General features: G+C 66.5%; 20 protein-coding genes. 8 read left to right on the top strand and 12 right to left on the bottom strand.

The window, feature by feature from the left end:
• Positions 1–49 precede the first annotated feature (49 nt).
• The 7 genes from AB7245_RS00500 (at position 50) to AB7245_RS00470 (ending at position 6,530) form a co-directional block, all read left to right on the top strand.
• Positions 50–721, top strand: a complete 672-nt coding sequence (locus AB7245_RS00500) for a phosphoribosylanthranilate isomerase (protein ID WP_028149799.1) — start codon at positions 50–52, stop codon at positions 719–721.
• On the top strand, positions 718–1,935 hold the full coding sequence (gene trpB / locus AB7245_RS00495) for a tryptophan synthase subunit beta (protein WP_063980170.1): 1,218 nt from the start codon (positions 718–720) through the stop codon (positions 1,933–1,935). Before AB7245_RS00500 ends, trpB begins: the two co-directional genes overlap by 4 nt.
• Positions 1,932–2,768, top strand: a complete 837-nt coding sequence (trpA, locus tag AB7245_RS00490; RefSeq protein ID WP_063980169.1) for a tryptophan synthase subunit alpha — start codon at positions 1,932–1,934, stop codon at positions 2,766–2,768. Before trpB ends, trpA begins: the two co-directional genes overlap by 4 nt.
• 112 nt (positions 2,769–2,880) lie before the next feature.
• The gene (accD, locus tag AB7245_RS00485; RefSeq protein ID WP_063980168.1) at positions 2,881–3,822 is read left to right on the top strand and encodes an acetyl-CoA carboxylase, carboxyltransferase subunit beta; all 942 of its coding nucleotides are present in this window, start codon (positions 2,881–2,883) and stop codon (positions 3,820–3,822) included.
• Entirely contained in the window at positions 3,819–5,162 is a 1,344-nt protein-coding gene (locus AB7245_RS00480; protein WP_063980167.1) for a bifunctional folylpolyglutamate synthase/dihydrofolate synthase, read from the top strand. The genes accD and AB7245_RS00480 overlap by 4 nt, the downstream gene beginning before the upstream one ends.
• Before the next feature lie 101 nt (positions 5,163–5,263).
• The gene (locus AB7245_RS00475; protein ID WP_063980166.1) at positions 5,264–6,004 is read left to right on the top strand and encodes a metallophosphoesterase family protein; all 741 of its coding nucleotides are present in this window, start codon (positions 5,264–5,266) and stop codon (positions 6,002–6,004) included.
• Positions 6,005–6,083: 79 nt separating this feature from the next.
• Positions 6,084–6,530 carry an SRPBCC family protein gene (locus AB7245_RS00470; RefSeq protein ID WP_439033819.1) on the top strand — a complete coding sequence of 149 codons (447 nt, stop codon included), beginning with the start codon at positions 6,084–6,086 and terminating at the stop codon, positions 6,528–6,530.
• Positions 6,531–6,584: 54 nt separating this feature from the next.
• Here AB7245_RS00470 and trxA read toward each other — a convergent pair whose 3' ends face one another.
• The 11 genes from trxA to ubiE all read right to left on the bottom strand — a co-directional run bounded on the left by trxA (position 6,585) and on the right by ubiE (position 23,690).
• Positions 6,585–6,905: a thioredoxin gene (trxA, locus tag AB7245_RS00465; protein ID WP_007598398.1), complete on the bottom strand. Its 321-nt coding sequence runs from the start codon at positions 6,903–6,905 to the stop codon at positions 6,585–6,587.
• A 69-nt stretch (positions 6,906–6,974) separates the two neighbouring features.
• The gene (addA, locus tag AB7245_RS00460; RefSeq protein ID WP_439033818.1) at positions 6,975–10,484 is read right to left on the bottom strand and encodes a double-strand break repair helicase AddA; all 3,510 of its coding nucleotides are present in this window, start codon (positions 10,482–10,484) and stop codon (positions 6,975–6,977) included.
• Complete coding sequence (gene addB, locus AB7245_RS00455; protein WP_063980163.1) at positions 10,478–13,624, bottom strand: double-strand break repair protein AddB; 3,147 nt, start codon at positions 13,622–13,624, stop codon at positions 10,478–10,480. The genes addA and addB overlap by 7 nt, the downstream gene beginning before the upstream one ends.
• Positions 13,625–13,856: 232 nt before the next feature.
• Positions 13,857–14,579 (bottom strand): nucleotidyltransferase family protein, encoded by a 723-nt coding sequence (locus AB7245_RS00450; protein ID WP_063980162.1) that lies wholly within the window; start codon positions 14,577–14,579, stop codon positions 13,857–13,859.
• Positions 14,580–14,726: 147 nt separating this feature from the next.
• Positions 14,727–15,044: a PilZ domain-containing protein gene (locus AB7245_RS00445; RefSeq protein ID WP_014490931.1), complete on the bottom strand. Its 318-nt coding sequence runs from the start codon at positions 15,042–15,044 to the stop codon at positions 14,727–14,729.
• Positions 15,045–15,133: 89 nt separating this feature from the next.
• Entirely contained in the window at positions 15,134–16,702 is a 1,569-nt protein-coding gene (gene tsaE / locus AB7245_RS00440) for a tRNA (adenosine(37)-N6)-threonylcarbamoyltransferase complex ATPase subunit type 1 TsaE (protein WP_063980161.1), read from the bottom strand.
• A complete protein-coding gene (locus AB7245_RS00435; RefSeq protein ID WP_063980160.1) occupies positions 16,699–19,203 on the bottom strand; it encodes a sensor histidine kinase in 2,505 nt (834 codons plus the stop codon). The genes tsaE and AB7245_RS00435 overlap by 4 nt, the downstream gene beginning before the upstream one ends.
• A 190-nt stretch (positions 19,204–19,393) precedes the next feature.
• Complete coding sequence (dut, locus tag AB7245_RS00430; RefSeq protein ID WP_063980159.1) at positions 19,394–19,852, bottom strand: dUTP diphosphatase; 459 nt, start codon at positions 19,850–19,852, stop codon at positions 19,394–19,396.
• Complete coding sequence (gene coaBC / locus AB7245_RS00425) at positions 19,849–21,300, bottom strand: bifunctional phosphopantothenoylcysteine decarboxylase/phosphopantothenate--cysteine ligase CoaBC (RefSeq protein ID WP_063980158.1); 1,452 nt, start codon at positions 21,298–21,300, stop codon at positions 19,849–19,851. Before coaBC ends, dut begins: the two co-directional genes overlap by 4 nt.
• A gap of 57 nt (positions 21,301–21,357) precedes the next feature.
• Positions 21,358–22,932: a 2-polyprenylphenol 6-hydroxylase gene (gene ubiB / locus AB7245_RS00420; RefSeq protein ID WP_063980157.1), complete on the bottom strand. Its 1,575-nt coding sequence runs from the start codon at positions 22,930–22,932 to the stop codon at positions 21,358–21,360.
• On the bottom strand, positions 22,929–23,690 hold the full coding sequence (ubiE, locus tag AB7245_RS00415) for a bifunctional demethylmenaquinone methyltransferase/2-methoxy-6-polyprenyl-1,4-benzoquinol methylase UbiE (protein ID WP_014490941.1): 762 nt from the start codon (positions 23,688–23,690) through the stop codon (positions 22,929–22,931). Before ubiE ends, ubiB begins: the two co-directional genes overlap by 4 nt.
• Positions 23,691–23,771: 81 nt before the next feature.
• On the opposite strand from ubiE, the gene mutM reads away from it, so the two are divergent.
• Positions 23,772–24,671 (top strand): bifunctional DNA-formamidopyrimidine glycosylase/DNA-(apurinic or apyrimidinic site) lyase, encoded by a 900-nt coding sequence (gene mutM, locus AB7245_RS00410; protein WP_063980156.1) that lies wholly within the window; start codon positions 23,772–23,774, stop codon positions 24,669–24,671.
• A gap of 176 nt (positions 24,672–24,847) precedes the next feature.
• Here mutM and AB7245_RS00405 read toward each other — a convergent pair whose 3' ends face one another.
• Positions 24,848–25,591: a ParA family protein gene (locus tag AB7245_RS00405; protein WP_063980155.1), complete on the bottom strand. Its 744-nt coding sequence runs from the start codon at positions 25,589–25,591 to the stop codon at positions 24,848–24,850.
• Positions 25,592–25,634: the final 43 nt, after the last annotated feature.

The raw sequence follows: 25,634 nt of genomic DNA, 5'->3' as shown, positions 1-25,634 counted from the left end.
AACCCGGTTTTCCGGCCGCAGACCCGCGGCCTTCACCTGCTTCGAGACCATGTCCCTGCTCGTCAAAATCTGCGGCCTGTCCACGGGCGAGACGCTCGAAACAGCGCTCGACGCCGGCGCCGACATGGTGGGGTTCGTGTTCTTTCCGCCGTCGCCGCGGCACGTCTCTCTCGAGCTTGGCCGCGACCTCGGCCGCCAGGTGAAGCGGCGCGCGCTCAAGGTCGCGCTCACGGTCGATGCCGATGACGCCACGCTCGACAACATCATGGACGCGCTGTCGCCGGATATCCTTCAACTTCACGGCAAGGAGAGCGTCGCACGGCTGCGCGACATCAAGCAGCGGTTCGGCCGCCCGGTGATGAAAGCGGTGCCGGTCGCAACCGCCGCCGATCTCGCCGTGCTGCCTGGCTACGCAGAGGTTGCCGATCGCATCCTGTTCGACGCGCGGGCGCCAAAGGACGCGACACGTCCCGGCGGCCTCGGCGCGGCCTTCGATTGGCGCCTGCTCGAAAACCTGGAACTCAAGCTGCCGTATATGGTCTCGGGCGGACTTGACGCCCACAACGTCGCCGAGGCCCTTCGGGTCACGCGCGCCGGCGGCGTCGACGTTTCCTCCGGTGTCGAGAGCGCCTCCGGCGTCAAGGATCCCGAGATGATCAAGGCCTTCATTCGCGCCGCGCGCGCCACCCAAGATGCAAGTCAAGAGTTGAGCGTTCGATGAACATCGCCAAACCAAACTCCTACCGCAGCGGCCCCGACGACCGCGGGCACTTCGGCATTTTCGGCGGCCGCTTCGTCGCCGAAACCCTGATGCCGCTGATCCTCGATCTGGAGAAGGCCTACACGGCGGCCAAGGCCGATCCGGCCTTCCAGGCCGAGATGAACGGCTATCTCAAGAACTATGTCGGCCGGCCTTCGCCGCTCTATTTCGCCGAGCGCCTCACCGAGCATCTCGGCGGCGCCAAGATTTACCTCAAGCGCGAAGAGCTCAACCACACCGGCTCGCACAAGGTGAACAACGTGCTCGGCCAGATCATGCTGGCACGGCGCATGGGCAAGAAGCGCATCATCGCCGAGACCGGCGCCGGCCAGCACGGCGTTGCTACCGCGACGCTGTGCGCGCGCTTCGGCCTCGAATGCGTGGTCTATATGGGCGCCGTCGACGTCGAACGGCAGCAGCCCAACGTCATCCGCATGGAGATGCTGGGCGCAACCGTGGTCCCGGTGCAGTCGGGCACGCGCACGCTGAAGGACGCCATGAACGAGGCGCTGCGCGACTGGGTCACCAACGTGCACAACACGTTCTATTGCATCGGCACGGTGGCGGGCCCGCATCCCTATCCGACGCTGGTGCGCGACTTCCAGTCGATCATCGGCAACGAGACCAAGACGCAGATGCAGGAGGTCGAGGGACGCCTGCCGGACTCGCTGGTCGCCTGCATCGGCGGCGGCTCGAACGCGATGGGCCTGTTTCATCCGTTCCTCGACGATCCCTCCGTCGAAATCTTTGGCGTCGAAGCCGCCGGCCATGGGCTCACGCAACTGCATGCGGCCTCGATCGCAGGCGGCCGTCCCGGCGTGCTGCACGGCAACCGCACTTATCTCTTGATGGATGCGGACGGCCAGATCCAGGACGCGCATTCGATCTCCGCCGGCCTCGACTATCCCGGCATCGGCCCCGAGCATTCCTGGCTGCACGAGATCGGCCGCGTCAACTATCTCTCCGCGACCGATGACGAGGCGCTCGCAGCATTCCAGTTGCTGTCGCGGCTGGAAGGCATCATCCCCGCGCTCGAGCCCGCGCATGCCATCGCCAAGGTGATGGAGCTCGCGCCGAAGCGGCCGAGAGATCACCTGATGGTCGTCAATCTCTCCGGCCGCGGCGACAAGGACGTCCCGCAGGTCGGCGACATCCTGAGGGGCAAGAGCAAGTGACCACGCGTATCGACACCCGTTTCGCCGAGCTGAAGAAAGCGGGCCGCTCGGCCTTCGTCACCTATGTGATGGCCGGCGATCCCGATCTCTCGACGTCGCTCGATATCGTCAAGGCGCTGCCCAAGGCAGGCGCCGACGTCATCGAACTCGGCATTCCCTTCACCGATCCGATGGCGGATGGTCCCTCGATTCAGGCTGCAGGTCTGCGCGCGCTCAAGAACGGCATGACCTTGAAGAAGACGCTGGAACTGGTGGGCGACTTCCGCAAGGACGACAACGTCACGCCGCTGGTGCTGATGGGCTATTACAATCCGATCTACATTTACGGCGTCGACAAGTTTTTGGCCGATGCCAAGACGGCCGGCGTTGACGGCCTGATCATCGTCGATTTACCGCCGGAGGAAGACGACGAGCTCTGCATTCCCGCGCTGAAGGCGGGCCTGAACTTCATTCGCCTCGCGACCCCGACCACCGACGACAAGCGCCTGCCCGCGGTGCTCGCGAATACATCAGGCTTTGTCTACTACGTCTCTATCGCCGGCATCACCGGAGCCGCGGCGGCGGACGCGAATGCCGTCGGTGAAGCTGTCGCGCGCATCAAGCGGCATACCAAGCTGCCGATCTGCGTTGGTTTTGGCATCCGCACGCCAGAGGCGGCGCGCGCCATTGCCGAGAAGGCCGATGGTTCGGTGGTTGGCACCGCGCTGGTCGACGCGCTCAAGAACAGCCTCGACGCCGAGGGCCGGGCGACCGCCAAAACCGTTAACGCCGTAGCCGAGCTGACGGCGGCCCTGGCCCAGGGTGTCAAGGGCGCGAAAGCTGCGGCCGAATAGGCCATAATTCCGCTTCTGGGGCGGGCGAACACGGCGGCTTGCCGGGCAGAGGCCCGGCCGCCATATATCCTTCAGGCGGTCCCTCCGCGGGGCTCGCACATCGGAGCAAACCATGAACTGGCTTACCAATGTGGTCCGGCCGAAGATCCGCAACATGCTGCGGCGGGAGACGCCGGAGAATCTGTGGATCAAGTGCCCGGATTCCGGACAGCTCGTGTTCTACAAGGACGTCGAGGCCAACCAGTTCGTCATCCCCGGCTCGAACTACCACATGCGCATGGGCGCGGTGGCGCGTCTGAAGTCGATCTTCGACAACGAGACCTGGTACGACGTCGCGTTGCCCGACGTCACGCCCGATCCACTCAAGTTCCGTGACGAGAAAAAGTACGTCGACCGTATCAAGGATGCCCGTGCGCGCACCAATCTGAACGATGCGATCAAGGTCGGCTATGGCAAGCTCGAAGGCGCCGCCGTCGTCGTCGCCGTGCAGGATTTCGATTTCATGGGCGGCTCGCTCGGCATGGCCGCAGGCGAAGCGATCGTGCGCGGGCTGGAGCTCGCCGTCGAGAAGAAGTCGCCGTTCATCGTGTTCGCCGCATCGGGCGGCGCGCGCATGCAGGAAGGCATCCTGTCGCTGATGCAGATGCCGCGCACCACGGTCGCGGTGCAGATGCTGCGCGAAGCAAAACAGCCCTACATCGTCGTGCTGACCAACCCGACCACCGGCGGCGTCACAGCGTCCTACGCGATGCTGGGCGACGTCCAGATCGCCGAGCCCGGTGCGCTGATCGGCTTCGCCGGCGCGCGCGTGATCGAGCAGACCATCCGCGAGAAATTGCCGGAAGGCTTCCAGCGCGCCGAATATCTGAAGGATCACGGCATGGTCGACATGGTCGTGCACCGTCACGAACTGCGCCCGACCCTGGCGCGGCTCTGCCGCCTGCTGACCAGGGCGCCGGCGCAGGAAGGCGCATCGAAATCGGTGCAGCCGGTCGTCAGTCCGGCGCAGATCGTCTCGGCCGCCGAGACGGCGCCGGCCGCGCCGCACGCGTGAACGCGTCCTCTGACAGCGCAAAGCCGCCGCTCGGTGAATTGATCGGGCGGCTGTCGGCCCTGCATCAGAAGCGCATCGATCTCGGGCTGGAGCGGATGCACCGCCTGCTCGAGCGGCTCGACCACCCTGAACGCAAGCTACCGCCGGTGATCCACATCGCCGGCACCAACGGCAAGGGCTCGACGCTCGCTTATCTGCGCGCGACGCTGGAGGCCGCGGGCCTGCGGGTCCATGCCTACACCTCGCCCTATCTCGTCCGCATCAACGAATGTTTTCGTCTGGGCCGTGTCGGCGGCGGGGTGCTGGTCGGCGACGATGAATTGCGCGCGGTTCTGGAAGAGGTCGAGCGGGTCAATGCCGGCGAAGCCGCGACCGTGTTCGAGCTGAAGACCGCGGCTGCCTTCCATCTGTTCGCGCAGAACCCTGCCGATGTCGTGCTGCTTGAGGTCGGCCTCGGCGGTCGGCTCGATTCGACCAATGTGGTCGACACACCGGCAGCCTGCGTGATTACGCCCATCAGCATGGACCACATGGATTTCCTCGGCGATACGCTGACCTCCATCGCCGGCGAGAAGGCGGCGATCATCAAGCGCGGCGTGCCCGTGATTTGCGCCGAGCAGACGGGCGAGGCGATGGCCGTGATCGAGGCGCAGGCGAGGCACATGCGCGCGCCGCTGTTTGCCGCGGGCGAGAGCTGGCACGTCAATGTCGAGCACGGGCGTCTGGTCTATTCCGACGATCGCGGCCTGATGGATCTGGCGGCGCCGCGCCTGTTCGGCCGCCACCAGTTCGACAATGCCGGTCTTGCGATCGCGACGCTGCGCGCGATTCCGGCTTTCAAAGTCAACCAGGCGGCCTTCGAGGCGGGCATCGTCGGCGCCGAATGGCCGGCGCGGATGCAGCGCATCACCTCGGGCGAGCTGCTCGCGCTCGGACCGCAGGGCTCGGAGATCTGGCTCGACGGCGGCCACAATGCCGAAGGCGGGCGCGTCGCGGCGGCCGCGCTCGGCGATCTCGAAGAGCGGGTGTCGCGTCCGCTGGTCGTGATCGCGGGCATGATGGCCAACAAGGACGCGCAAGGTTTTCTCGCCAATTTCGCCGGCCTGACCCGTCACATCATCGCGGTGCCGATCCCCGACACCGAGAATGCGATGGCGGTCGACCGCCTCGCGGATGCCGCGCGCAGCCTCGGCATGCGCGTCGAGACCGCGCCCGGCATCGAAGCCGCGCTACGCGGCTTGGCGAAGCTCGCCTACGAGGTGCCACCGCGCATCCTGATCACCGGCTCGCTTTATCTTGCCGGCCACGTGCTGGGCATCAACGGCACGCCTCCTGCATAGAGGGGCGTAGCCCGGATGGAGCGAAGCGCAATCCGGGATCACGCCGCAAGCGATCAAGGCCCCGGATTACGCTTCGCTCCATCCGGGCTACAGGAATCTCAATGCGTTTCGCCGCGATCGCCGACGTTCACGGGAACCATCTCGCGCTGGAGGCGGTGCTTGCCGACATCCGCGCGCAGGGCATCGCCGACATCGTCAATCTCGGCGACATGCTGAGCGGCCCGCTCGATGCGCGCCGGACCATCGAGATCCTGATGCAGCTCGACGCCGTGCACGTGCTCGGCAATCACGACCGCTACCTGCTCGATCGCCCGCCGGAACAGATGGGATCGTGGGACCGTCCAGCCTACGAAGCGCTCAATGCCGCGCAACTCGACTGGCTGCGCGCGCAGCCGATGACGCGGGTGTTTCGCGAGCAGGTTTTCCTCTGTCATGCGACGCCCGATGACGATGAGGTCTATTGGCTCGATACCGTGCATCCCGACGGCACGGTGGCGCTCTCGCCGCTCGACCGCATCGAGCAGTTCGCGCAGGGCGTCACGCAAACGCTGATCCTTTGCGCGCACACCCATCTTGCCCGCGCGGTGCGGTTGCGCGACGGCCGGTTGATCGTCAATCCCGGCAGCGTCGGCAGCCCCGGCTATCGCGACGTGCATCCATTCCCGCATGTCGTCGAAGCCGGCACGCCGCACGCGCGCTATGCGATCCTTGAGCTCGTTGACGGTGTTTGGCAGGTGACGTTCCGGCACGTCGCATATGACCACGAGGCGATGGCCGTACTCGCGCGCCGCAATGGCCAGCCGGAGCTGGCGAATGCATTGGCGACGGGGTGGGTTGGATAGAGGCGCTTCGTCCCGGTTGCCTCGACTCCTCAATAAGCGCGCTTATGATGAGCGTACATATTAAGGAGGGCAGCGTGCGATGAACGACGACAATGTCTGGCGGGGCGAATACGCGGTCGAGACATCGGCAGCCCCGGAGACGGTCTGGAGCATCTTCCGCGATGTGCCGGGTTGGAAAACCTGGAACGCAGGTATCGAGCAGATCGACATTGACGGGCCATTTGCGGCAGGGACCTGGTTCACGATGAAGCCTCCCGGCGAGGAGGCGCTGCGCTCGCAGTTGATCGAGGTCCGCGAGAACGCGTGCTTCATCGACGAAACGCGAGTCGGCGATCTCGTCATTAAGGTCGCCCATCGCATCGAATCCCTTGGGGCAGGGCGCACACGGATCGTTTACGCCGTCGACGCGCGAGGGCCGCAAGCGTCCGAGATCGGTCCGGCTGTCGCGTCGGACTTTCCCGATGTTCTCGCCAGTCTCGCCAAACCGCCGAAACGAATCGGCATGATTGACGTCGAGCAAAAATAAAACGGCCGGCGTGTTGCCGGCCGTTGAAGAATTCTCAGTTACACGTGCCGCGGATCAAACCGCGGACGTGATCCACTGCTGAAGCTTCGCCTTCGGCGCGGCGCCGACCTGACGGGAGGCCATCTCGCCGCCCTTGAAGATCATCAGCGTCGGGATCGACATCACGCCATACTTGGACGCGGTCTTCGGGCTCTCGTCGACGTTGAGCTTGACGATCTTGACCTTGTCGCCCATCGCGCCGGCGATCTCGTCGAGGGCGGGTGCGATCATGCGGCAGGGGCCGCACCATTCGGCCCAGAAATCGACGACCACAGGGCCGTTCGCCTTGAGCACTTCGGCTTCGAAATCGGTATCGGAAACCTTGCCAACGGCCATTGGAGCACCTCGTACGGTTGAAAGAGAATCGGCGCGACGTGGAATCGCGCCCGGGATCATGGCGTCAACCTATGAACGGCTCCTTGCCGGGTCAAGGACGCTCACGCCGACATGAAGGGATGCCAGCGCCGCGTCCAGCGCGGGGGCTGAAATCTCCATATATTCAAGGGACTCGGTCCAGAGCAGGACGGCCCGGATCGGCTTTTGGGGATAAAGCCGGGCCAGCACCGCCCGGTACAGCGCGAGCTGCCGGACATAGGCGGCGGGCGCCTCCGCGGCGCTTTTGGGCGCCGCCTGGTTGGTCTTGAAATCGACGATCAGAACCTCGTCCGGACGGACGACCAGCCGGTCAATCTGCCCCGACACCAGCGCTGGCGGCCGCCCCGGCCGGTCCACTCGGCCGACGATCGAGACCTCGGCACGGCTGCCGGCGGTAAACACCGGGGCAAAGCGCGGTTCGGCGATCAGGGCGAGAACCTTGTCGGCCAGCGCGGTCCGGTCGGCCTCCGTCCAGTCGGGCGCGTTGCGCGCCATGAAGCCAAGCGCGGCCTCGCGCCGGCGCTCGGGGGCGATGTCGGGGAGGGATTGCAGCAGCCGGTGCACCAGCGTGCCGCGCTGCAGCGCCACCGCGCGCGACTGCACCGATTCGCCTGGCCGCACGCTTCGGCCGTCCTCGGCCGACTGGCCGGAGGGGCGCACTGGATCGTCATCGACGCTCTCGTGCGGTAACGGCGTCCGCAGCCAGTCCGGCAATGCGATCGATTGGTCCACCGACATCGCAGGCGTGCCGAGCGCCCCGACATCCTCCGGCCGGGCGAATCGGGTCACCTTACCGAGCGGCGTCTCGATCGTCTGCTTGTCCAGGCCCGAGCCGGTGAGCCCGGTGTCGATGAGGTCATACCAGCTCAGCTTGCGGACCGTCTTCATGTTACCGGGCATGCAGCCGCCGACGATCAGCCGATCGGCCGCGCGCGTCATCGCGACATAGAGCAGGCGGCGATACTCGTCCTCGGTCTCCTCGATCATGGCCTTGCGTGCGTCGGCGACGGGCTTGGGATCGTCGGCCTTGCGCCCGGCCCAGACCACGACCTCGCCGCCATTGCCGCGCGGCACGTGGATCAGCCGGACCCGCTGCGAATCCGCGGGCGATGATGTCGTGTCGACCATGAACACGACGGAGGCTTCGAGGCCCTTGGCGCCGTGCACCGTCATCACCCGCACCTCGTCGCGCGAGATCTCCATGTCGCGCTTCACCTCGGTGTCGGCCGAGCGCAGCCAGGCCATGAAACCCTGCAGGGAGGCCGGTGCCTTGCGCTCGTAATTCAGCGCCAGCTCCAGGAACTCGTCGAGCGCGTCGTTGGCCTCATGGCCGAGCCGGCGCAGGATCCGCGCACGTCCGCCGTCGCCGCCGAGCAGCCAAGCGTAGAAGGCGAACGGAGTCTCGTCGCGCGACCGCGCCTCGCAGGCTTCAAGCCGCCGCAGTGCCGTGGCGAACGTCTCGCTTGTGGCGGCATGTTCGGCAAGCGCGCGGCGCAGCGACCCCTTGCGGCCCCAGGCGAGCTGAAACAGGTCCTCGTCATCGAGCCCGAACAGAGGGCTCTTCAGCGCAACCGCGAGCGCGAGATCGTCCTGCGGCAGCAGCAGCGCGTCCGCGAGATTCATCAGGTCGATGATCGCGATGTGCTCGGTCAGCTTCAGCCGGTCGGCGCCGGCGACCGGAACATTGGCGTGCTTCAGCGCCTGGATCACGGCGTCGAACGCATTGCCGCGCCGGCGCACCAGGATCAGCATGTCGCCGTAACGTAAGGGGCGGCGCTCGCCTTCGTGTCCCGTCAGCGTGCCGCTCTCGACCAGTTGCTTGATCTCGGTCTGGATGCGGCGGGCGAGCTTCACCTCGGGGCTGGTGGCGGCGACGCCATCGAACGGCGCGCGCCAGCCCTCGATCTCCTGCCTGTCATCGGGCTCGGCGAGATCCCACAGCTCGATCACGCTCGGGCCCGCATCGGCGAGCGCATTGTGCAGGGGATGGCCGATCTCTGCCGAATGGATGCTCTTGTAGATCTGGGGCTCGCGGAAGACGTGGTCGACCGAGTGCAGGATCGCCGCGCCCGAACGGAACGAATAGGTGAAGGCGACCGGATCGAACTTCAGCCCGGCGGCGGTGAACTTGCTGCGCAGCTCGCGCCGGCGCGCGTCGAATTCTCGGGGTTGGGCGCCCTGAAAGGAGAAGATCGACTGCTTCTCGTCGCCGACGGCAAAGACGGTGCGGTTCAACCCTTCGCGCGCGCCTTCGCCCGCGGTGAACTCGGAAATGATGTGCGCGACGATGTCCCACTGCCGCGGGCTCGTGTCCTGGGCTTCGTCGATCAGGACGTGATCGACGCCGCGGTCGAGCTTGTAATGCACCCAGCCTGAAGAGACGCGGTTCAGCATCGCCAGCGTCTTGTCGATGAGGTCGTCGTAGTCGAGCAGCCCGCGCTCCTGCTTCTCACGGCGGTAGTTTGCGGCGGCCGCGGTCGCGATGTGCAGCAGGGCCGCGGTGCGGTCACGCATGGTCACCGCGCGGCGCTTCTCGATCAATCCGCCGAGGCGCTGCCCCTCGTTCTCGAACAGGCGGGCGACGGATGGGTTGTGATCGCCAAACTTCTTCGTCAGCACCGCCTTGCGCGGCAGCTTTTCGTCGGTGAGGAAGACGCCGAGATAGGCATCGACCTGTGCGGCACCGGAGAAGACCTTCGCCTCGCGGAGGCGACTCGCCTGGTCGTTGTCGGACTTGCTGCCGTCTTCCAGCGCGAAGGCAATGTCGTCCCAACGCGACCGCGGCAGGAAGGGACCGTCGAGAATTTCCGTCTCGACGTCCTCGATCCGATCGCTCGCCTCCACGCCCAGCACCGCCGCCATCTGCTCAGCAGCTGCCCCGGCGTTGCCGGCCTCGTCGGTCCAGGCCATGAAATGATCGCGGCTGAGACAGGCTTCGCGCACGACCTCCTTGAAAGTGACGTCGGCCGCACTCGCCATCGCGGTGAGCAGCGCGCGGCCGGTGACGGTCTCCGGATCGCGCGCGGCTTCCAGCAGCACCTTCAGATTGGCGCGCTCCATCATGTCGGTCTGGTCGCGCTCGTCGATCACGGCGAAGCGCGCGGGAACATTGGCCTCGAACGGAAACTGCTGGAGCAGCCGGGTGCACAACGCGTGGATGGTCTGCACCTTCAATCCGCCCGGCGTCTCCAGCGCGCAGGCGAACAGCTTTCGTGCTTCGCGGCGCAGTTTTCGGTCCGGATGGGGAATGCCGACGTCGCGGATCGCTGCATCAAGCTCCGCATCGTCCAGCGTCACCCAATGGCCAAGCGTGGTGAAAACGCGTTCAGCCATGTTGGCGGCCGCCGCCTTGGTGAAGGTGATGCAGAGGATCTTTTCCGGCGGCACACCTGACAACAGCAGCCGGATCACGCGCTGCACCAGCACATGCGTTTTGCCTGAGCCAGCGTTGGCCGACACGAAGGCCGACGCGGTCGGGTCCGACGCGCGCCTCTGTGTGTCGCGCACAGCATTCGGGATGGGGCGTAGCGCTTTTACCATTCTTCGATCCCCAGGCCGCCGGCCGCCGACCATTCCTTGATGCGGGCGAGGTCGTCATAGGTGCCGTAGCGGTTGGTCCACATCGGCAGGTTCAGCGAGGTGTACGCCTGGTTCTCGTCCTCGAAGGCACGGATCAGCGCCTCCAGCTTGGCCCGTGCTTCGGCGGCGGCCGTGTCCGGCGGCTGCGGCTCGTCGCCTTGCCTATATTTGAGCTCGAGGATGCGCTCTTCACCGGGGGGATTGTTGCCGCTCAGGCGCACATAGACGAGCTGGCTGACGGACGAACCCGCGTCGATGTCAGGGAAGCCGCCCTCGCGCAGGATCGCCGCTTCCAGCGTGAGCTGCGGTGACAGGCCCATGCGGACCTGCTTGCCGGTCGGCGGCTGCCCGGTCTTGTAGTCGAGGATAGCATAGCTGCCGCCCTGGCGCCGCTCGATGCGGTCGGCGCGGGCGGAGAGCTGGAAGCTGCGCTCGTGGTCGAGCCGGATCGAAATCTCGCCACGCGTCTCCGCCGTGATGACCTCGATCACGTCGCGACGCGCCGTCTCCCATTCGCCAAACCAGCGCGCGATGCGCTGGAAACGCGGCCACCACAGCGCGCGCGCTTCGGGGCGCTCCATCAGCGGCTCAAAATACTTCTTACCGATCGCGTGCAGCACGCGGGCGGGATCGTCGGGCAGGCGCGCGGCGTAGCTTTCCGTGAACTCGCCGAGCGCATCGTGAATCGCCGAGCCGCGGTCGGCGGCCGACAGAGGCATGTCGACGGGGTCGAGCGCGTCGAGCCGCAAAATGTGCTTTGCGTAGATCGTGTAGGGATCACGCAGCCAGTCCTCGATCGCGGTGACCGACATCTTGAGCGGCCGCGTCGCGCGCGGCGGCCGCGGCTCGGGCTGCTTGACCGGCCTGACCTCGTCGGGCTGGTCCAGCGCGCCCGCAAACTGCACGTATTTTTCGCCCGCGCGGATGGCCGTCTTCCAGAACTCGCCGCCCGCGACCGCCTCTAACCGGTGCAGGAAGCGCGAGGCGACCGCTGGTGCGCCGCCGGCCTTCGCGGAATGGGTCAGGATCACCTCGCCGCCGCCGAGCAGTTGCGCGAAATCGTGTGCGGAGAGGCCGATACGGCGCTCCGGCAGATCGAGGCCAAGCTCGTGCCGCATCGGCCGGCTGAGCCAGGGATCGATGCGCGGCGCCGGCGGCCAGACGCCTTCGATCAAGCCGCCGATGATGATCCGGTCGGCCTGCATCAGGCGCGATTCCAGCGGGCCGTAGATCTGCAGCCGCGCGCCGGGTCTGTCCCGCCGCCGCACGGCCCGGTCGCTGAACGCGGTCTGGAAAACGTCGGCATAGTCAGACAGCGTCACCATCAACCCGCTGGTGGTGCCGCCGCGCAGGAGGTCGTCGAAGGCGGCTGCGAGCGCCAGGCCCTCGCGCTCCTCGAAAGCGAGCGGGATGCCCTGCTCGTCGCGCGACAGTTCGATCATGATCTCGCGATGCCGGTGCGCGAGCTCGGCGAAGTCGTACGGTTTCGATGACGCGAGACTCTCGATCGGCGCCAACGCTTGTCGCAGGGCATCGATCAGCGCCTGGATGCGATCGAGGTCCTCTGCCTTCAGACGCGCACGTGGCTCCGCGTGGTGGAGCGCAGAGACCTCCTTGCGCCACAGCTTTGCCAGCTCCTCGCGGAAACGATTGAATTCGCGCAGCAGGCCTGCGGTGCCCGCAGGCGGCCGCGTGCCGCGCAGGACTGCAAGCTCGAGGCCCTCGATTGCCGCCTTCCATGCGCCAGGCAGCCGGCCAAGCCGGCACAGCGGATGCTTCAGCATCGCCAATAGCGTCGGCGGCTCCAATCCCTTGGTCGCAGCCTCGGCCGCGAGGCGCGCAAAAACGCCGGCGGACGTTTCCATCAGCACGTCGCCGCCGGAATCGTCGAAGGCGAGATCCCATCGCGTCAGCGCGGCCATCACCCGCCGCGCCAGCGCGCGGTCCGGCGTCACCAGCGCCGCTGATTTGTCGAGATGGCGCGCCTCGCGCATCGCAATGGCGATCGCGAGGGCCTCCATTTCGGGATTGGGCGCCTCGACCACCGCGAGGTTTGACATGCCGCCGGCGATCTTCGCTGCGACATCCGGTTGCTTCAGCCGGTCGTGCCAGACTTCCGTCTTGGCAGATGGCCGCATCGATTCGGAGGCGAGCAGATCGCGGCCGCCGTCCGCTGCCGGTTGAAGCAGCTCGACATCGCCGCGCTTGATGCCGAAGCGATCCAGCAGCGCGTGCATAGCATATTGCGGATGGTTCGACGCCGGATGCTCGGCGAACTTGCCGAGCGAATCGCGCACGCCGCCGATGCTGCGCCAGGCGTCGTCGTCGAGGTCGGTGTCGAGGCCGGGCAGCACCACGGCACCATGCGGCAGCGATGCGACCGCATGCAGGAATTTTGCGGTGGCCGGCATCGAGCCGGTCGAGCCCGCCGCGATCACGGGGCCATGGGGATGCGCGGTCAACCGCCTGGCTTCCGCCGCGATCAGGAGGTCGCGCCGCGCCGCGGGCTCGATCCGGTTGATCTCGGCGAGATGGCCGGGCCACGCGATGCGCGCGATCCGCAAAAATTCGAGCGAGTGCTGCCAGTAGCGGTCGAGCATGTCGGGCACGAGGCCGTCGAGCGCGCTCCAGTCGACGCCGCGCGTCACCATGTCGTCGATCAGGCGCGCGAGGTCGCCGGCCAGCGCCAGCGTCGAGGCGGGGCCGCCGACCACCAGCGGGGACAGCACCGGGCCCTTGGCCCAGGCGGCGACGAGCTGCGCCAGCGTCAGCCGCCGTTCCAGCTCGCCAAGCCGCGGCGGAATGTCGAGCGGCGCTGCGCCGGAGAACTGCTCGCCCTCGTCGGCGAAAGCGAGCTCGTCCTCGTCGATGTCGCCGAGCGCGACGATGCGGGGCAGGACCACCGCATCGGCGGCCATCTCGTCGAGAAAGATCTCGCGCACGACGCGCATGGCGCGCCTTGTCGGCAGGTACAGCGTGGCATCCGCAAGCCGCGCCGGTTCCTTGCGCGCCTCGAATCCGTCGACCAGCCGGCCGTCGAGCAGGCTCGAGACGACCGTGCGCAGGAACGGAACTGAGATGGGAACGCTGAAAACGCGCATGGGCTGCCTGATTCGGGAATCAGGCGCCAATATAGGGAGGCGGATTCAAATGGATATGGGTGGAGGGGAGATAGTCCCCGCTGTTCGCCTGACTAGGATCAGGTGTCGTAGGGTGGGCAAAGGCGCACTCGCGCCGTGCCCACCATGTATCCCCGATCTCTAAGCAGAGAGATGGTGGGCACGCTTCGCTTTGCCCACCCTACGGTACTCGCGTCCGGGACACGAGAGCAGCTTACGCCACGCTCTCCAGAAACGCCTCTTCCGCCGCATGCACGGCATCGGGCGTGCCGACATGCATCCAGACGCCGTCGAGGCGGAGGCCGAACAGCCGTTCCTGCTCGTTGGCGCGGTCGAACATCTTGGTCAGCGAGAACTCGCCCGTCGGCGCGTCGGCGAAGATCGAGGGCGACAGGATCGCCGCGCCGGCATAGACGAACGGAACGACCTCTTTTTCCTTGCGCTTGCGCAGGGCGCCGTCGGGCAGCATGCCGTAATCGCCACGGCCGCTATAGCCGATGCTGGTCGCGGTCGGCGCCATCAAGAGCAGGATGTCCATGCGCTCAGGGTCGAAGTTTTCCGCAAGCCGCGCCAGGTTCGAGCGCACGCCGTCGATCCACAGCGTGTCGGAATTGACATGGAAGAACGGCGCGTCGCCGAGCAGCGGCAGCGCCTTGACCACGCCACCGCCGGTGCCGAGCACCTGGTCGCGCTCGTCCGAGATGGTCACGCGCGGATGCTGGCGGGATGCGGTGTGGTTGATGATCTGGTCCGGCAGATAGTGCACATTGACGATCGCCTCGGTCACGCCGGCGTCGCCGAGCTTGTCGAGCACATGGTCCAGCAGCGGCTGGCCGGCCACCGGCACGAGCGGCTTCGGCATCTTCTCCGTCAACGGACGCATGCGCAGCCCGAACCCCGCAGCGAGCACCATGGCTTTGGTCGGTTTGACGGACATCGTGCGCTTTCTCAGACTCGTCTTTCCCGGAATCGAGAACTTTTGAAGTTCGCGTACGCAGCAATCCTAACACGGACCGCAATTGGCCGCACCGCGTCTTAACCGCCTTAACCACCTGCCGTGACGGTTGTACGACGGGTGTGGCCGTCACGCCCCAACGGATGTGGAACGCGCCTTCTTCTTCTTGTCGCCGAGCTTGAGAAAATTGACGCCGATCTGGTCGCCATTGACCCACGCCAGCTCACAGCGCCGGTACGCAAGTCCGGTAGACGACAGCAGGAGAAAAAATTCCTTCAGATGCAGGCCCTCGACCGAGCCGTCGATGGTCAGCTTGGCGCCGCTCTCGGAGACGTCCTCCATGGTGCACTCGCGCCGCCAGGTGCCGTCGATCCCCATCATCTGGGCCGGTATCCCGCGCTCGAAAACAACCCGGCTGTTGCCACGATGGTCCGTCTTGACCGCCATCTGCCCTTGCTCCAGCCCCGTCTTTGTCCGGCTGCCTGCGGGCGATGATACCGATGCGATGGCTAACAGGCGGTAAATCGGGCCGCGAATCAGGCTTGGGGCTGCTCTTGAGGCTGCTCTTCGGACGGCTCTTGGGACGCCCCCCGGGGCGGCGGGACGTTGGCGAGATACCAGTCGCGCAGGCGAGCCAGCGCGGGATGTGCCAGCGAGCGCTGGAGGTAGGTCCAGATCCGCGGCTGGTGGCGAAGATAATGCGGCTTACCGTCGCGGCGGTTGAGGCGGGCGAAGGTGCCGAGCAGGCGCGTGTTCCGCTGCGCCGACATGATGGCGTAGAGTTCGGCGAAGCCGGCCGGATCGAAGCTCGCATCGGCCGTGCGCCGCGCCTTGATGTAGCGCGACAGCAGTGTCAGCTCGAGGGTCTCAGGGACGTCGATACGCGCGTCCTGCAGCAGCGACACTACGTCATAGGAGTGCGGCCCGAGCACGGTGTCTTGGAAGTCGATCACGCCGACGCGCGCCATGCCAGTACGATCGGCGAGCCAGATCAGATTGGGCGAGTGGTAGTCGCGGATGATCCAGGTTCTTGGCGCGGCCAGCGGCTTCTTCAGCAGCTCGCGCCACATCGCGAAGAATTCCGCGCGCTTCTCGTCGCTCAGTGGCGCGTTGCGATCGGGCAGATACCATTCCGGCATCAACCCGATCTCGATCAGCAGCGCCTCGGTGTCGAAGGCAGGAATGGTGTAGGTCTGATCCGCCAGCCGCAGCGTCTCCGGCAATGTCTTGCCGTGCAGCACGGCCAGCACGTCGGTCGCAGCTTCGTAACGTTCGGCGATCGGGCGCGGCGGATCGCCTTCGATCACGCCGTCGCTGCCGAAATCCTCGGAGATCAGGAAGCCGTGGTCGAGATCGTAATGGTGGATCGCGGGCGCTGAGACTCCCGCCACGCGCAGGCCTTCGTCGACGGCAACGAACGGCTTGATGTTCTCGGCAAGATGCACTGCCGCGCTGTAGGATTTTCCGTTGTACATCGCAGCGCCGTCGGGCCGCTGCGGAAAGTTCATGAGGATGACGATCTCGTCGTTACGCTGCAGCCGCGCATAGGAGCGGGTCGAGGCATCGCCGGCCATGTGCTTGCGCGTTGCATCCATGTAGCCGGATGCCTCGAGGAATTCCCGTAGCGCCTTCAGCCGCGCGACTTGCGCGGCGGCCTTGCCGTAACCGGTGATGTCGGCGGCGCGCGCATTCGAGCCCAGCGCCGGCCGGTGCGTCAGCGCGATGTCGATGCGGTCTTGCGGCATCGCCGACGGTGCGCGCTCCGGCCATTCGATCAGGACGAGCGTGGCATCGGGAAGCGGCGACAGGCCGATCTCCTCGAGCTCGCTCTCGTCCTCGACGCGGTAGAGATCGGCATGCATCACCGGAAACGGCGGCAGCTCGTAACCCTGCACCAGCGTGAAGGTTGGGCTCGGAACTTCCAGCGTCTCGTCGCCGGCGAGATAGCGGATCATGGCTCGCGCAGCCGCAGTCTTGCCGGCGCCGAGATCGCCGGTGAGGGTGATGACGTCGCCGGGGCCGACCAGCAGCGCAAGGTCGGCCATCAATTGCGCAGTGGCCGTCTCGTTGACAAGCGCGACGGAGAATGTGGTCGGTTCAGTCATTCGGCGGCGTCGCGATGCGCCGCCTGGTCGGTCGGGAAGTCGCAGATCACGACCGTGCCCCTGCCCACGATCGAATCCACCCGCACCTTGCCGCCATGCAGCTCGACGAAGGAGCGCACCAGCGACAGGCCGAGCCCGGCGCCGCGGTGACGCGACCCCTGCGAGCGGCTTTCGAACCAGTTGAACACCTTGTCCTTCATGTCGGCAGGTATTCCAGGCCCGGAATCTGTCACAGTGAAGACCACGCTGCGTTCGGTGCGGCGTGCGCTGATGCCGACGGTGGAATCCTGTGGAGAAAACCCGACGGCGTTGGCGAGGAGGTTATAGAGCACCTGCACCACGCGCTTCTCGTCGCCGACGAAGCTGCCGATATCGGGCGCGATCTCGACCTTGAGACGGATGCGGTCGGTGGCGAGGCGGTCCTGGATGCCCTCGGCGGCGAGCTCGATGGCCTTGCTGACGTCGACCGGGCCGAGTTCCAGCTTCATGGCGCCGGCGTCGATCGTGGCGAGATCCAGGATGTTGTTGGTCAGCGCCAGCAGGGCGTTGGTCGATTTGGTGACGTAGTCGAGATATTCGGCCTGTTTCGGCGTCAGCGGCCCGGTCGAGGGATCGCTGAGGAAATGCGCGAAGCCGATGATGGTGGTGAGCGGCGAGCGCAGCTCGTAGGAGACGTGGTGGACGAAATCCACCTTCATCTGGTCGGCGGCCTCCAGCGCCTCGTTGCGCTCGCGCAGCGCACGCTCGACATTCTCGGTGTCGGTGATGTCCTGGAACGTCAGCATGGTCGCGCCGTCATGCAGCGGACGGATCATGCCGTCGAGCACGCTGCCGTCCTTGCGCTCCAGCTTCAGCGGCACGTCGGCGCGGCTCTCGATCGAGGTGACGGCCTCGCGGATCTGGCGCCAGACTTGCGGGTCGTCGAACAGCTGATGGCACCAGCCTTCGACCGTCTGGATGTGCGGCTCGTCGCGCATGGCGTCGCTCGACAGCTTCCACATCCGGACGAAGGCCGGGTTGAACAGCTGCGCCCTGCCGTTGCTGCCGAACACCGCGACGCCCTCGGCGAGGCTGTCCAGCGTCTCGCGCTGGACGCGAATCATGCCGTCGAAGCGGCGGGCGAGCTCGAGGCTTTCGGTGACGTCGTCGAACAGATAGGTGACGCCGCCTTCCGGATTCGGGGTGGTGACGACGGAGAGCGCGCGGCCATCGGGCAGGTACCAGGTGTCCTTGGCGGCCTCGACCGCGCGATAGGCCTCGTGCAGCTTGGCCTTCCAGGCGCGGAAGTCCGGCTGCTCCGGCAGCTTGCGCGCTGCGCGGAGCTGGTCGAGCACGCTGGAATCGTCGGGATTGGCGTCGAGGAAGATGCGGTCGAGGTCCCACAGCCGGCGGTAGGAATCGTTGTAGAAGGCGAGCCGGCGCTGGCCGTCGAACACGGCAACGCCCGAGGAGAGCTGGTCGAGCGTGCGCCGATGCGCCTCCGCCATCCGCACCAGCGCCGAGCTCAGCGCATCCGCCTCGCTGGCATCGATGGCGACGCCGACATTGCCGCTGCCGACATTGACCGCGCGGACGTCGTAGATGCGCCGCTCACCGCCGATCACGATCGGCAGCCGCGAGGTGAAACTGGCCGCGTCCTTCAGGCCCCGCTCCATCGCGGTCCGGTCGGCACTGTCGAGCAGCTCGAGCTTGCGCTGCTGGGCGTCGGTGACGCTGCTTGCCTCGGTCGCGCGCACATAGGCCGGATTGGCGTAGCTCAGCGCGCCGTTCTCGGCCTTGGCCCAGATCGGCCAGGGCGCGGCGGCGGCAAAGCCGCGCAGCATCTCGGTCTCGTCGGCGAGGGCCTTGTAACGCAAATTGGTCTCGGCCAGATCGCGCCGGAGTCCGGAGAGTTCGCGAATCCTGACAATGGCCTGGCCGCCGATGGCACGGCCGATGGCCTCCAGCGTGTGGCCGTGCGCGGTGGTCAGCGTCAGCTGGAACCCGTCGCCGCGATCACGCAGCGCATCGACCGCGTGATCCATTTGGAGCGCGGGCTCCGGCGGCAGCCATGTTCCGAACGCGAGGACGCGCTGGGGGGAGGAATCGCGCGGCAGCACCATGGAGATGTCGCCGGAAATCTGCGCGCGATTGTCGCCGGCCGGCCAGGAGATCAGGATCTGCGGCTCGGCGAACAGCAACGCGCCGAAGCGATCGGACTGGAGTTGCAGTTCCCCGATCCGCGCGCGCAGCCGCGCCTCGTTGTTCGCCGTGCGCACGCGCGTGCGCATCAACAGGATCGCGGCCACGACCGAGAAGCCGAGCAGCGCGAGCGCGGTGGCCAGCACCGCGAGTTCCTGCCGGTTGAAGTCCAGCATTATGGAAAGTGTGTCGACGAGGTCGGCAGCCTCAGCCGGCGCAGCCGGCAGCAGCGCCGCGAGAGCGCCTCCCAACAAGCCGTTGCGCGCCAACGATGTGCACGACAGCAGCGTCCGACGCATCGACACGATCACGCCTGACATAGTTGCCCCAGATCGCACGAATTTGCGCGCGGCGACCCCCGTCGCGCGCGAATCAAACGACAATACCCCCACCGTGACTCCAGCGGTAAGAGTCCAGATCGTGAACGCAAAGGCGGTCCCACAAAAATGCCGGGCGCGCGGTTCCAATCCACGTCGTTCTTCGGGATGATTCGGCTGGAGTTGCCGTGTGTTAGCGGCCGGTCGAGCCGAAGCCGCCGGCGCCGCGATTGGTCGCGGACAATGTCGCCACGGGAACCAGCGCTGCCTGCACCACCGGCGCGATCACCATCTGCGCGATGCGCTCGCCGCGCTTGACCACGAAGGGCGCCGCGCCGTGGTTGATCAGGATCACCTTGATCTCGCCGCGATAGTCCGCATCGATCGTGCCGGGCGAGTTCAACACGGTGACGCCGTGCTTGGCCGCAAGGCCCGAGCGCGGCCGCACCTGCGCCTCGTGGCCGGGCGGCAGCGCGATCGCGAGGCCCGTCGGCACCAGCGCATATTGGCCGGGGGCGAGCGTCATCGGCTCGCTGTCGGGAACTGCGGCCATCAGGTCGAGGCCGGCGGCTTCGGAGGTCTGATAGGCCGGCAGCGGAAGGCCTTCGGCGTGGGCCAGTTGCTGCAGTTCGACCGTGACTTTCGTGCTCAAGATGCCGGCTCCCGGGATTTGTCGGTCACGCTCTTGACGACATGCGCGACCAGCTCGATGGCGACCTGTTCCTTGGTCATCACCGGCCAGGAATCAACTGCGATCTCGCCGTCCTCCTCACCATTCTTGCGACTGATCAGATGCACGGTGTTGCGGTCGCCGCCCATCACGCCGGTGGCCGGCGAGACGTCGTTGGCGACGATCCAGTCGCAGCCCTTGCGGGCCAGCTTGGACTTGGCGTTGTCGATGAGGTGCTCGGTCTCGGCGGCAAAGCCGATCACCAGCGGCGGGCGCCGGTCGGTCAGCTTCGAGATCGTGGCGAGGATGTCGGGATTCTCGACCAGCTGAAGCGGCGGCATGCCGGCCGAGGTCTTCTTCAGCTTCTGCTCGCCCTCACTGGCAACCCGCCAGTCCGCGACCGCGGCCGCGAAGATCGCGATGTCGGCGGGAAGCGCCGCCTGCACCTGCTCCAGCATCTGCCGCGCCGATTCCACGCGCTTCACCGTCACGCCCGGGGGATCGCCGAGATCGACCGGGCCGCTGACCAAAATCACCTCGGCACCCGCAGCTTGCGCGGCGGCGGCGATGGCAAAGCCCTGCTTGCCGGAGGAGCGGTTGGCGATGTAGCGCACCGGGTCGATCGGCTCGTGGGTGGGACCTGCGGTGATCAGCACGCGCTTGCCGGCGAGCGGGCGCGGCACCGGCGGCCGCAGCAGGCGCTCGGCGGCGGTGGCGATCTCGATCGCCTCGGACATGCGGCCGATTCCGGCTTCGCCCGCCTCGGCCATCTCGCCTGAATTCGGGCCGATCAGCACCATGCCGTCACGCTGAAGCTGCGTGACGTTGCGGCGGGTCGCGGCATTGTTCCACATCAGCGGATTCATCGCCGGCGCCAGCAGCACCTTGCGGTTGGTTGCGAGCAGGATGGCGCTGGCGAGATCATCGGCGTGGCCATTGGCCATCTTCGCCAGGAGATCGGCGGTCGCGGGCGCGACGACGATCAGGTCGCACTCGCGCGCCAGGCGAATGTGCCCGGCGTCGAACTCGCTCTGCGGGTCGAACAGGTCGGTGTAGACGCGTTCATGCGACAGCGCGCTCACGGCCAGCGGCGTGACGAATTGCTGAGCCGCCTTGGTCAGGACGCAACGGACCTCGATCCGGCGCTCCTTGAGCCGGCGGATCAGGTCGAGCGACTTATAGGCCGCGATGCCACCGCCGATGATCAGGGTGACGCTGGCCTCGGGAAGGGCGCCGGTCCGTTGCGGCGTGGGGGCGGTAGATTGGGCCGGCGGCAGCGCAAACGGCGTCAGCGGCTCCTCGCGGCCCTCGATCAGCTCCCCGAGGATGACCCGGACCTCTTCCTCGACCGACCTGCGGTTCCTGGCCGAGCGCAGGCGCAAATAGGTTTTGACGCCCTCGTCGAGCTTGCGGATGGTCAGGCTTGCCATGACGCCCCTCCAGCACGGAATGATAGCGATGCTATCGTTTTCGTGATTGCAGTGCAATCACAGATTCCGAACGGCGATCAGGATTCCGATGAAGGTGGCGGCGATGATCCAGAGCGCCACGGTGCGCCAGCGATTCTTGCGGCCTTCGCTGCGGCCCATCGCGGCGATGCTCTCCGGCGACAGCCGGATGCCTTCCCGCGTCATGGTCTCGAGCTGCTCGAGCACCGCGACCGAGCGCTGCGCGATGTCGGGCAGGCGCATCAGCACGCGGGCGAGGTCGCTGCCGCCGGAGAGCGCGCCCTGCACGCGGCCGATCGGGCCGAGATTGCGCTCGATCCATTCGCGCACCACGGGGTCGGCGACCTTCCAGATGTCGAGCTTGGGATCGAAGGCGCGCGCCACGCCCTCGACCACCACCATGGTCTTCTGCAGCAGGATCAGCTCGGGCCGCGTCGTCATGTCGAACAGGCCGGTTACCTCGAGCAGCAGCGTCAGCAGCCGCGCCATCGAGATCTCTTCCGCCGTGCGGTTGTGAATGGGCTCACCGATGGCGCGGATCGCTTGCGCGAAATTCTCGACCGAGTGATGCGCCGGCACATAGCCCGCCTCGAAATGCACCTCGGCGACGCGGCGATAATCGCGCGTGATGAAGCCGAGCAGGATCTCGGCGAGGAAGCGCCGCTCCTTCATCCCGAGCCGGCCCATGATGCCGAAATCGACCGCGACCAGACGGCCGGCGTCATCGAGGAACAGATTGCCCGGATGCATGTCGGCGTGGAAGAAGCCGTCGCGGAGCGCGTGGCGCAGAAAACTCTGGATCACCTTGCGGCCGAGATCGGGCAGGTCGACCTGCGCCTCTGCAAGGCGCTTGTGATCGTTCAGCGCGATGCCGTCGATCCACTCCATCGTCAGCACGTTGTGCGTGGTGCGGTCCCAATCGACGGTTGGCACGCGAAAATCAGGATCGTCGCCCGTGTTCTCCGCCATCTCCGACATTGCAGCCGCTTCCAGCCGCAGGTCCATCTCCATCGCGACCGAGCGCGACATGGTGTTGATGACTTCGATCAGGCGCAAACGCCGCGCCTCGCTCGAATAGGTCTCGGCCTTGTGCGCGACGTAGAAGAAATCGGAGAGGTCGCGGCGGAATCGCGAGGCCACGTTCGGCCGCAGCACCTTCACCGCGACAGGCTTGCGGACACCGTCGCGCGACACCTCGCCGCGATGCACCTGCGCGATCGAGGCGGCGGCGACCGGCGGGCCGAGGCTCGTGAACACGTCCTTGAGCGCACGCTCCAGCGAGCTCGCGATCGCGGCTTCCGCTTCGGCTTGCGAAAACGGCGGCAAGCGATCCTGGAGGCTTTCCAGATCACGCGCCATGACGACGCCGACGACGTCGGGACGCGTGGCCAGAAACTGCCCGAGCTTGAGATAGGCTGGGCCCATCCGGGTCAGCGCGCGCGTCAGCCGTGGTCCGTGCTTTGGACCGCGCCGTTCGACGAGGCGCGCAAGCTTCAGCGCGAGTTGCCCTGGCGGCGGCACCAGGGTCGGATCGACGGAACCGAACACGCCCTCGCGCGCAAACACGAACGCGGCGCGGATCAGGCGCGAAATGTGGGTAATGGAAGAAATCACAAACGCCAGCCCGAATGCAGTGCGACGATGCCGCCGGACAATGTCTGCCAGCCGACGCGGGCGAAGCCGGCGTCGCGGATCATGTCGGCGAAGGCGTTGGGTTTCGGAAACTTGCGGATCGATTCGACGAGATACTGGTAGGACTCGGCGTCGCCCGTGACCATGCGGCCGAGCGGCGGGATCACCTTGAACGAGAACAGGTCATAGATCCGGTCGAGCCCGGGCATCTCGACGGTGGAGAATTCCAGGCACAGGAAGCGGCTGCCGGGCTTCAGCACGCGATAGGCCTCGCGCAGCGCCAGGTCGATCCGCGGCACATTGCGAATGCCGAAAGCGATCGTATATGCGTCAAAGCTGCGGTCGGCGAAGGCGAGCGCTTCGGCATTGCCCTCGACGAAATCGACCTGGGTCTCGAGATGCCGCTTCGCGGCGCGCTCGCGGCCCACGGCCAGCATCTCGGCGTTGATGTCGCAGACCGTGGCATGGAAGCCGGGACCTGCCGCCTTGGCAGCGCGGAACGAGATGTCGCCGGTGCCGCCGGCAACATCGAGCAGCGCGAACGGCCGGTCACCCCTCGGCGGGTTGAGCGCGTTGATCATGATGTCCTTCCAGACCCGGTGCAGGCCACCGGACATCAGGTCGTTCATCAAGTCATAGCGCGACGCCACGCTGTGAAACACATCGTTCACCAGCGTCTGCTTGTCCCCCAGGGGAACGTCCCTGAAGCCAAAATGCGTGGTTTCGCCCGGCCGATCCATTACTCTACTCCACTGGGCGGACCATAGCGCGGCCGCCGCAATGGCGCTATCACACCGCCCTCATAAGGTGAATGCCTGACCATGCCTGAATTGCCCGAAGTCGAGACCGTCCGCCGCGGCCTTCAGCCCGTCATGGAGGGTGCGAAAATCCTCGTCGCGGAGGCCCGCAGGCCGGATCTGCGCTTTCCGTTCCAGCCCGATTTCGTGGCCCGGCTCCAGGGGCAGGTCGTCACGGGGCTTGGCCGCCGTGCAAAATATCTCATGGCCGATCTCGCCTCCGGCGACGTGCTGCTGATGCATCTGGGCATGTCGGGCTCGTTCCGCGTCATCAAGCCGGACAACGAGGCCGCGCCGGGCGAGTTTCACTACCCACGGGCTAAGGACTCCACGCACGACCACGTGCTGTTTCGGATGTCCTCCGGCGCCGACATCGTGTTCAACGACCCGCGCCGCTTCGGTTACATGAAAGTCATCGCGCGCAACGCGCTTGAAGACGAGCCACTGCTGCGTGATCTCGGTCCCGAGCCGCTCGGCAACGAATTCGACGCCGCGATGCTGGCGCGGTCGTGCGAGGGCAAGACGACGAGCCTGAAAGCCGCGCTGCTCGACCAGCGCGTGGTCGCCGGGCTCGGCAACATCTATGTCTGCGAAGCGCTGCATCGCTCGCATCTGTCACCGCGCCGCATTGCTGCGACGCTCGCGACCAAGGGTCGCAAGGGTGTTGGCGGCGGCGAGCCGACCGATCACGCGAAGCGGTTGGTGAGTGCCATTCACACCGTGCTGAACGACGCGATCAAGGCCGGCGGCTCCAGCTTGCGCGACCATCGCCAGACCTCGGGCGAACTCGGCTATTTCCAGCACTCCTTCAAGGTCTATGACCGCGAGGGCGAGACCTGCAAGACGCCAGGGTGCGGCGGCACCGTGAAGCGATTCACCCAGAACGGGCGCTCCACCTTCTGGTGTCAGAAATGTCAGAAGTGAAGATCGGGCCTGCCGCCGATAGGCCGTGAGTCTCGGCGAAGGCGACGACCCCACCACGCCGTCATTGCGAGCGCAGCGAAGCAATCCGGCCGGGCTGGTGGCCGGATTGCTTCATCGCTTGGACTCTTCAACCGGATAAGTGAAGAGGCCGCCTGTCGTCCGAGCGATCGCCCCGCTCAGGACGCCAGTGTCGTGGTCTCGTCCGCCGCGTGTTTGGCGGCGACGCGCAGCATCCCGTCCGCGACCGAGATGACCTGGTCGATCAGGACATTGGTCGTGGCTTCGAGCTCGAGACGGGTCTCGATCCAGCGCCAGAGGCCGCGGATCTCGTCCGCCGACTTGCCGTTCGGCGCGAATTCGCTGACGGCGAGGCCGCTCGCGAGCGAGTCCTGGTGGTCGTTGCGCATCACAATCAGCGGGCGCGCGAGCACCTCGGCGAGATCGAGCGCGGCTTCCTCGGCGAGCGTGTTGGCGGCGTTGTCGATGCGCTGGCCGCGGATTGGCGCCTGGTTCAGCACGAAGCCGTAGGGCCGCTTCCAAGCGCGCGCGACGCTCAGCGTCGAGACGGTCGCCTCGATGTCGGCAACGCTCGGGCGAGCCGGAATCAGGCAGAGGTCGGAATGGCGGATCGCGGCGGTGGTCGCGGCGCTGAGGCCGGCCGCGGTGTCGACGATCGCGAGCTGCAAGCCGCTGTCGGCCAGCATCTTCAGGCGCGGCGCGATGTCGGCGGCGTGATAGATCGGCTCGACGACGAGATCGTCAGCGTGGCGGCGACGCAGCCAGTTGGACAGGGTACCCTGCGGGTCGGTTTCGATCAGGCGGACGGTGAAGCCGGCCTGCTTGGCCGCCAGCGCGAGGCCGATGGCAAGCGTGCTCTTGCCACTGCCACCCTTTTGGGTGGCCAGTACGATCGTGTGCATGGAAAGTTGAATCCTTTGGAATGCTTGGGTCTGTGGGGTAACG

Origin of the sequence: Bradyrhizobium sp. 604_D8_N2_3, from assembly GCF_051810765.1 — a bacterium.
Classification (GTDB): domain Bacteria; phylum Pseudomonadota; class Alphaproteobacteria; order Rhizobiales; family Xanthobacteraceae; genus Bradyrhizobium; species Bradyrhizobium barranii.
The sequence above is the reverse complement of the archived record's forward strand: the minus strand, read 5'-3'. Positions and strand labels throughout refer to the sequence as shown.

Coding starts and splice junctions, on each gene's coding strand:
- AB7245_RS00500 (WP_028149799.1), top strand. CDS start 50: ATGTCCCTGCTCGTCAAAATCTGCGGCCTGTCCACGGGCGAGACGCTC.
- trpB (WP_063980170.1), top strand. CDS start 718: ATGAACATCGCCAAACCAAACTCCTACCGCAGCGGCCCCGACGACCGC.
- accD (WP_063980168.1), top strand. CDS start 2,881: ATGAACTGGCTTACCAATGTGGTCCGGCCGAAGATCCGCAACATGCTG.
- AB7245_RS00475 (WP_063980166.1), top strand. CDS start 5,264: ATGCGTTTCGCCGCGATCGCCGACGTTCACGGGAACCATCTCGCGCTG.
- AB7245_RS00470 (WP_439033819.1), top strand. CDS start 6,084: ATGAACGACGACAATGTCTGGCGGGGCGAATACGCGGTCGAGACATCG.
- trxA (WP_007598398.1), bottom strand. CDS start 6,905: ATGGCCGTTGGCAAGGTTTCCGATACCGATTTCGAAGCCGAAGTGCTC.
- addA (WP_439033818.1), bottom strand. CDS start 10,484: ATGGTAAAAGCGCTACGCCCCATCCCGAATGCTGTGCGCGACACACAG.
- addB (WP_063980163.1), bottom strand. CDS start 13,624: ATGCGCGTTTTCAGCGTTCCCATCTCAGTTCCGTTCCTGCGCACGGTC.
- AB7245_RS00450 (WP_063980162.1), bottom strand. CDS start 14,579: ATGTCCGTCAAACCGACCAAAGCCATGGTGCTCGCTGCGGGGTTCGGG.
- AB7245_RS00445 (WP_014490931.1), bottom strand. CDS start 15,044: ATGGCGGTCAAGACGGACCATCGTGGCAACAGCCGGGTTGTTTTCGAG.
- tsaE (WP_063980161.1), bottom strand. CDS start 16,702: ATGACTGAACCGACCACATTCTCCGTCGCGCTTGTCAACGAGACGGCC.
- AB7245_RS00435 (WP_063980160.1), bottom strand. CDS start 19,203: ATGTCAGGCGTGATCGTGTCGATGCGTCGGACGCTGCTGTCGTGCACA.
- coaBC (WP_063980158.1), bottom strand. CDS start 21,300: ATGGCAAGCCTGACCATCCGCAAGCTCGACGAGGGCGTCAAAACCTAT.
- ubiE (WP_014490941.1), bottom strand. CDS start 23,690: ATGGATCGGCCGGGCGAAACCACGCATTTTGGCTTCAGGGACGTTCCC.
- mutM (WP_063980156.1), top strand. CDS start 23,772: ATGCCTGAATTGCCCGAAGTCGAGACCGTCCGCCGCGGCCTTCAGCCC.
- AB7245_RS00405 (WP_063980155.1), bottom strand. CDS start 25,591: ATGCACACGATCGTACTGGCCACCCAAAAGGGTGGCAGTGGCAAGAGC.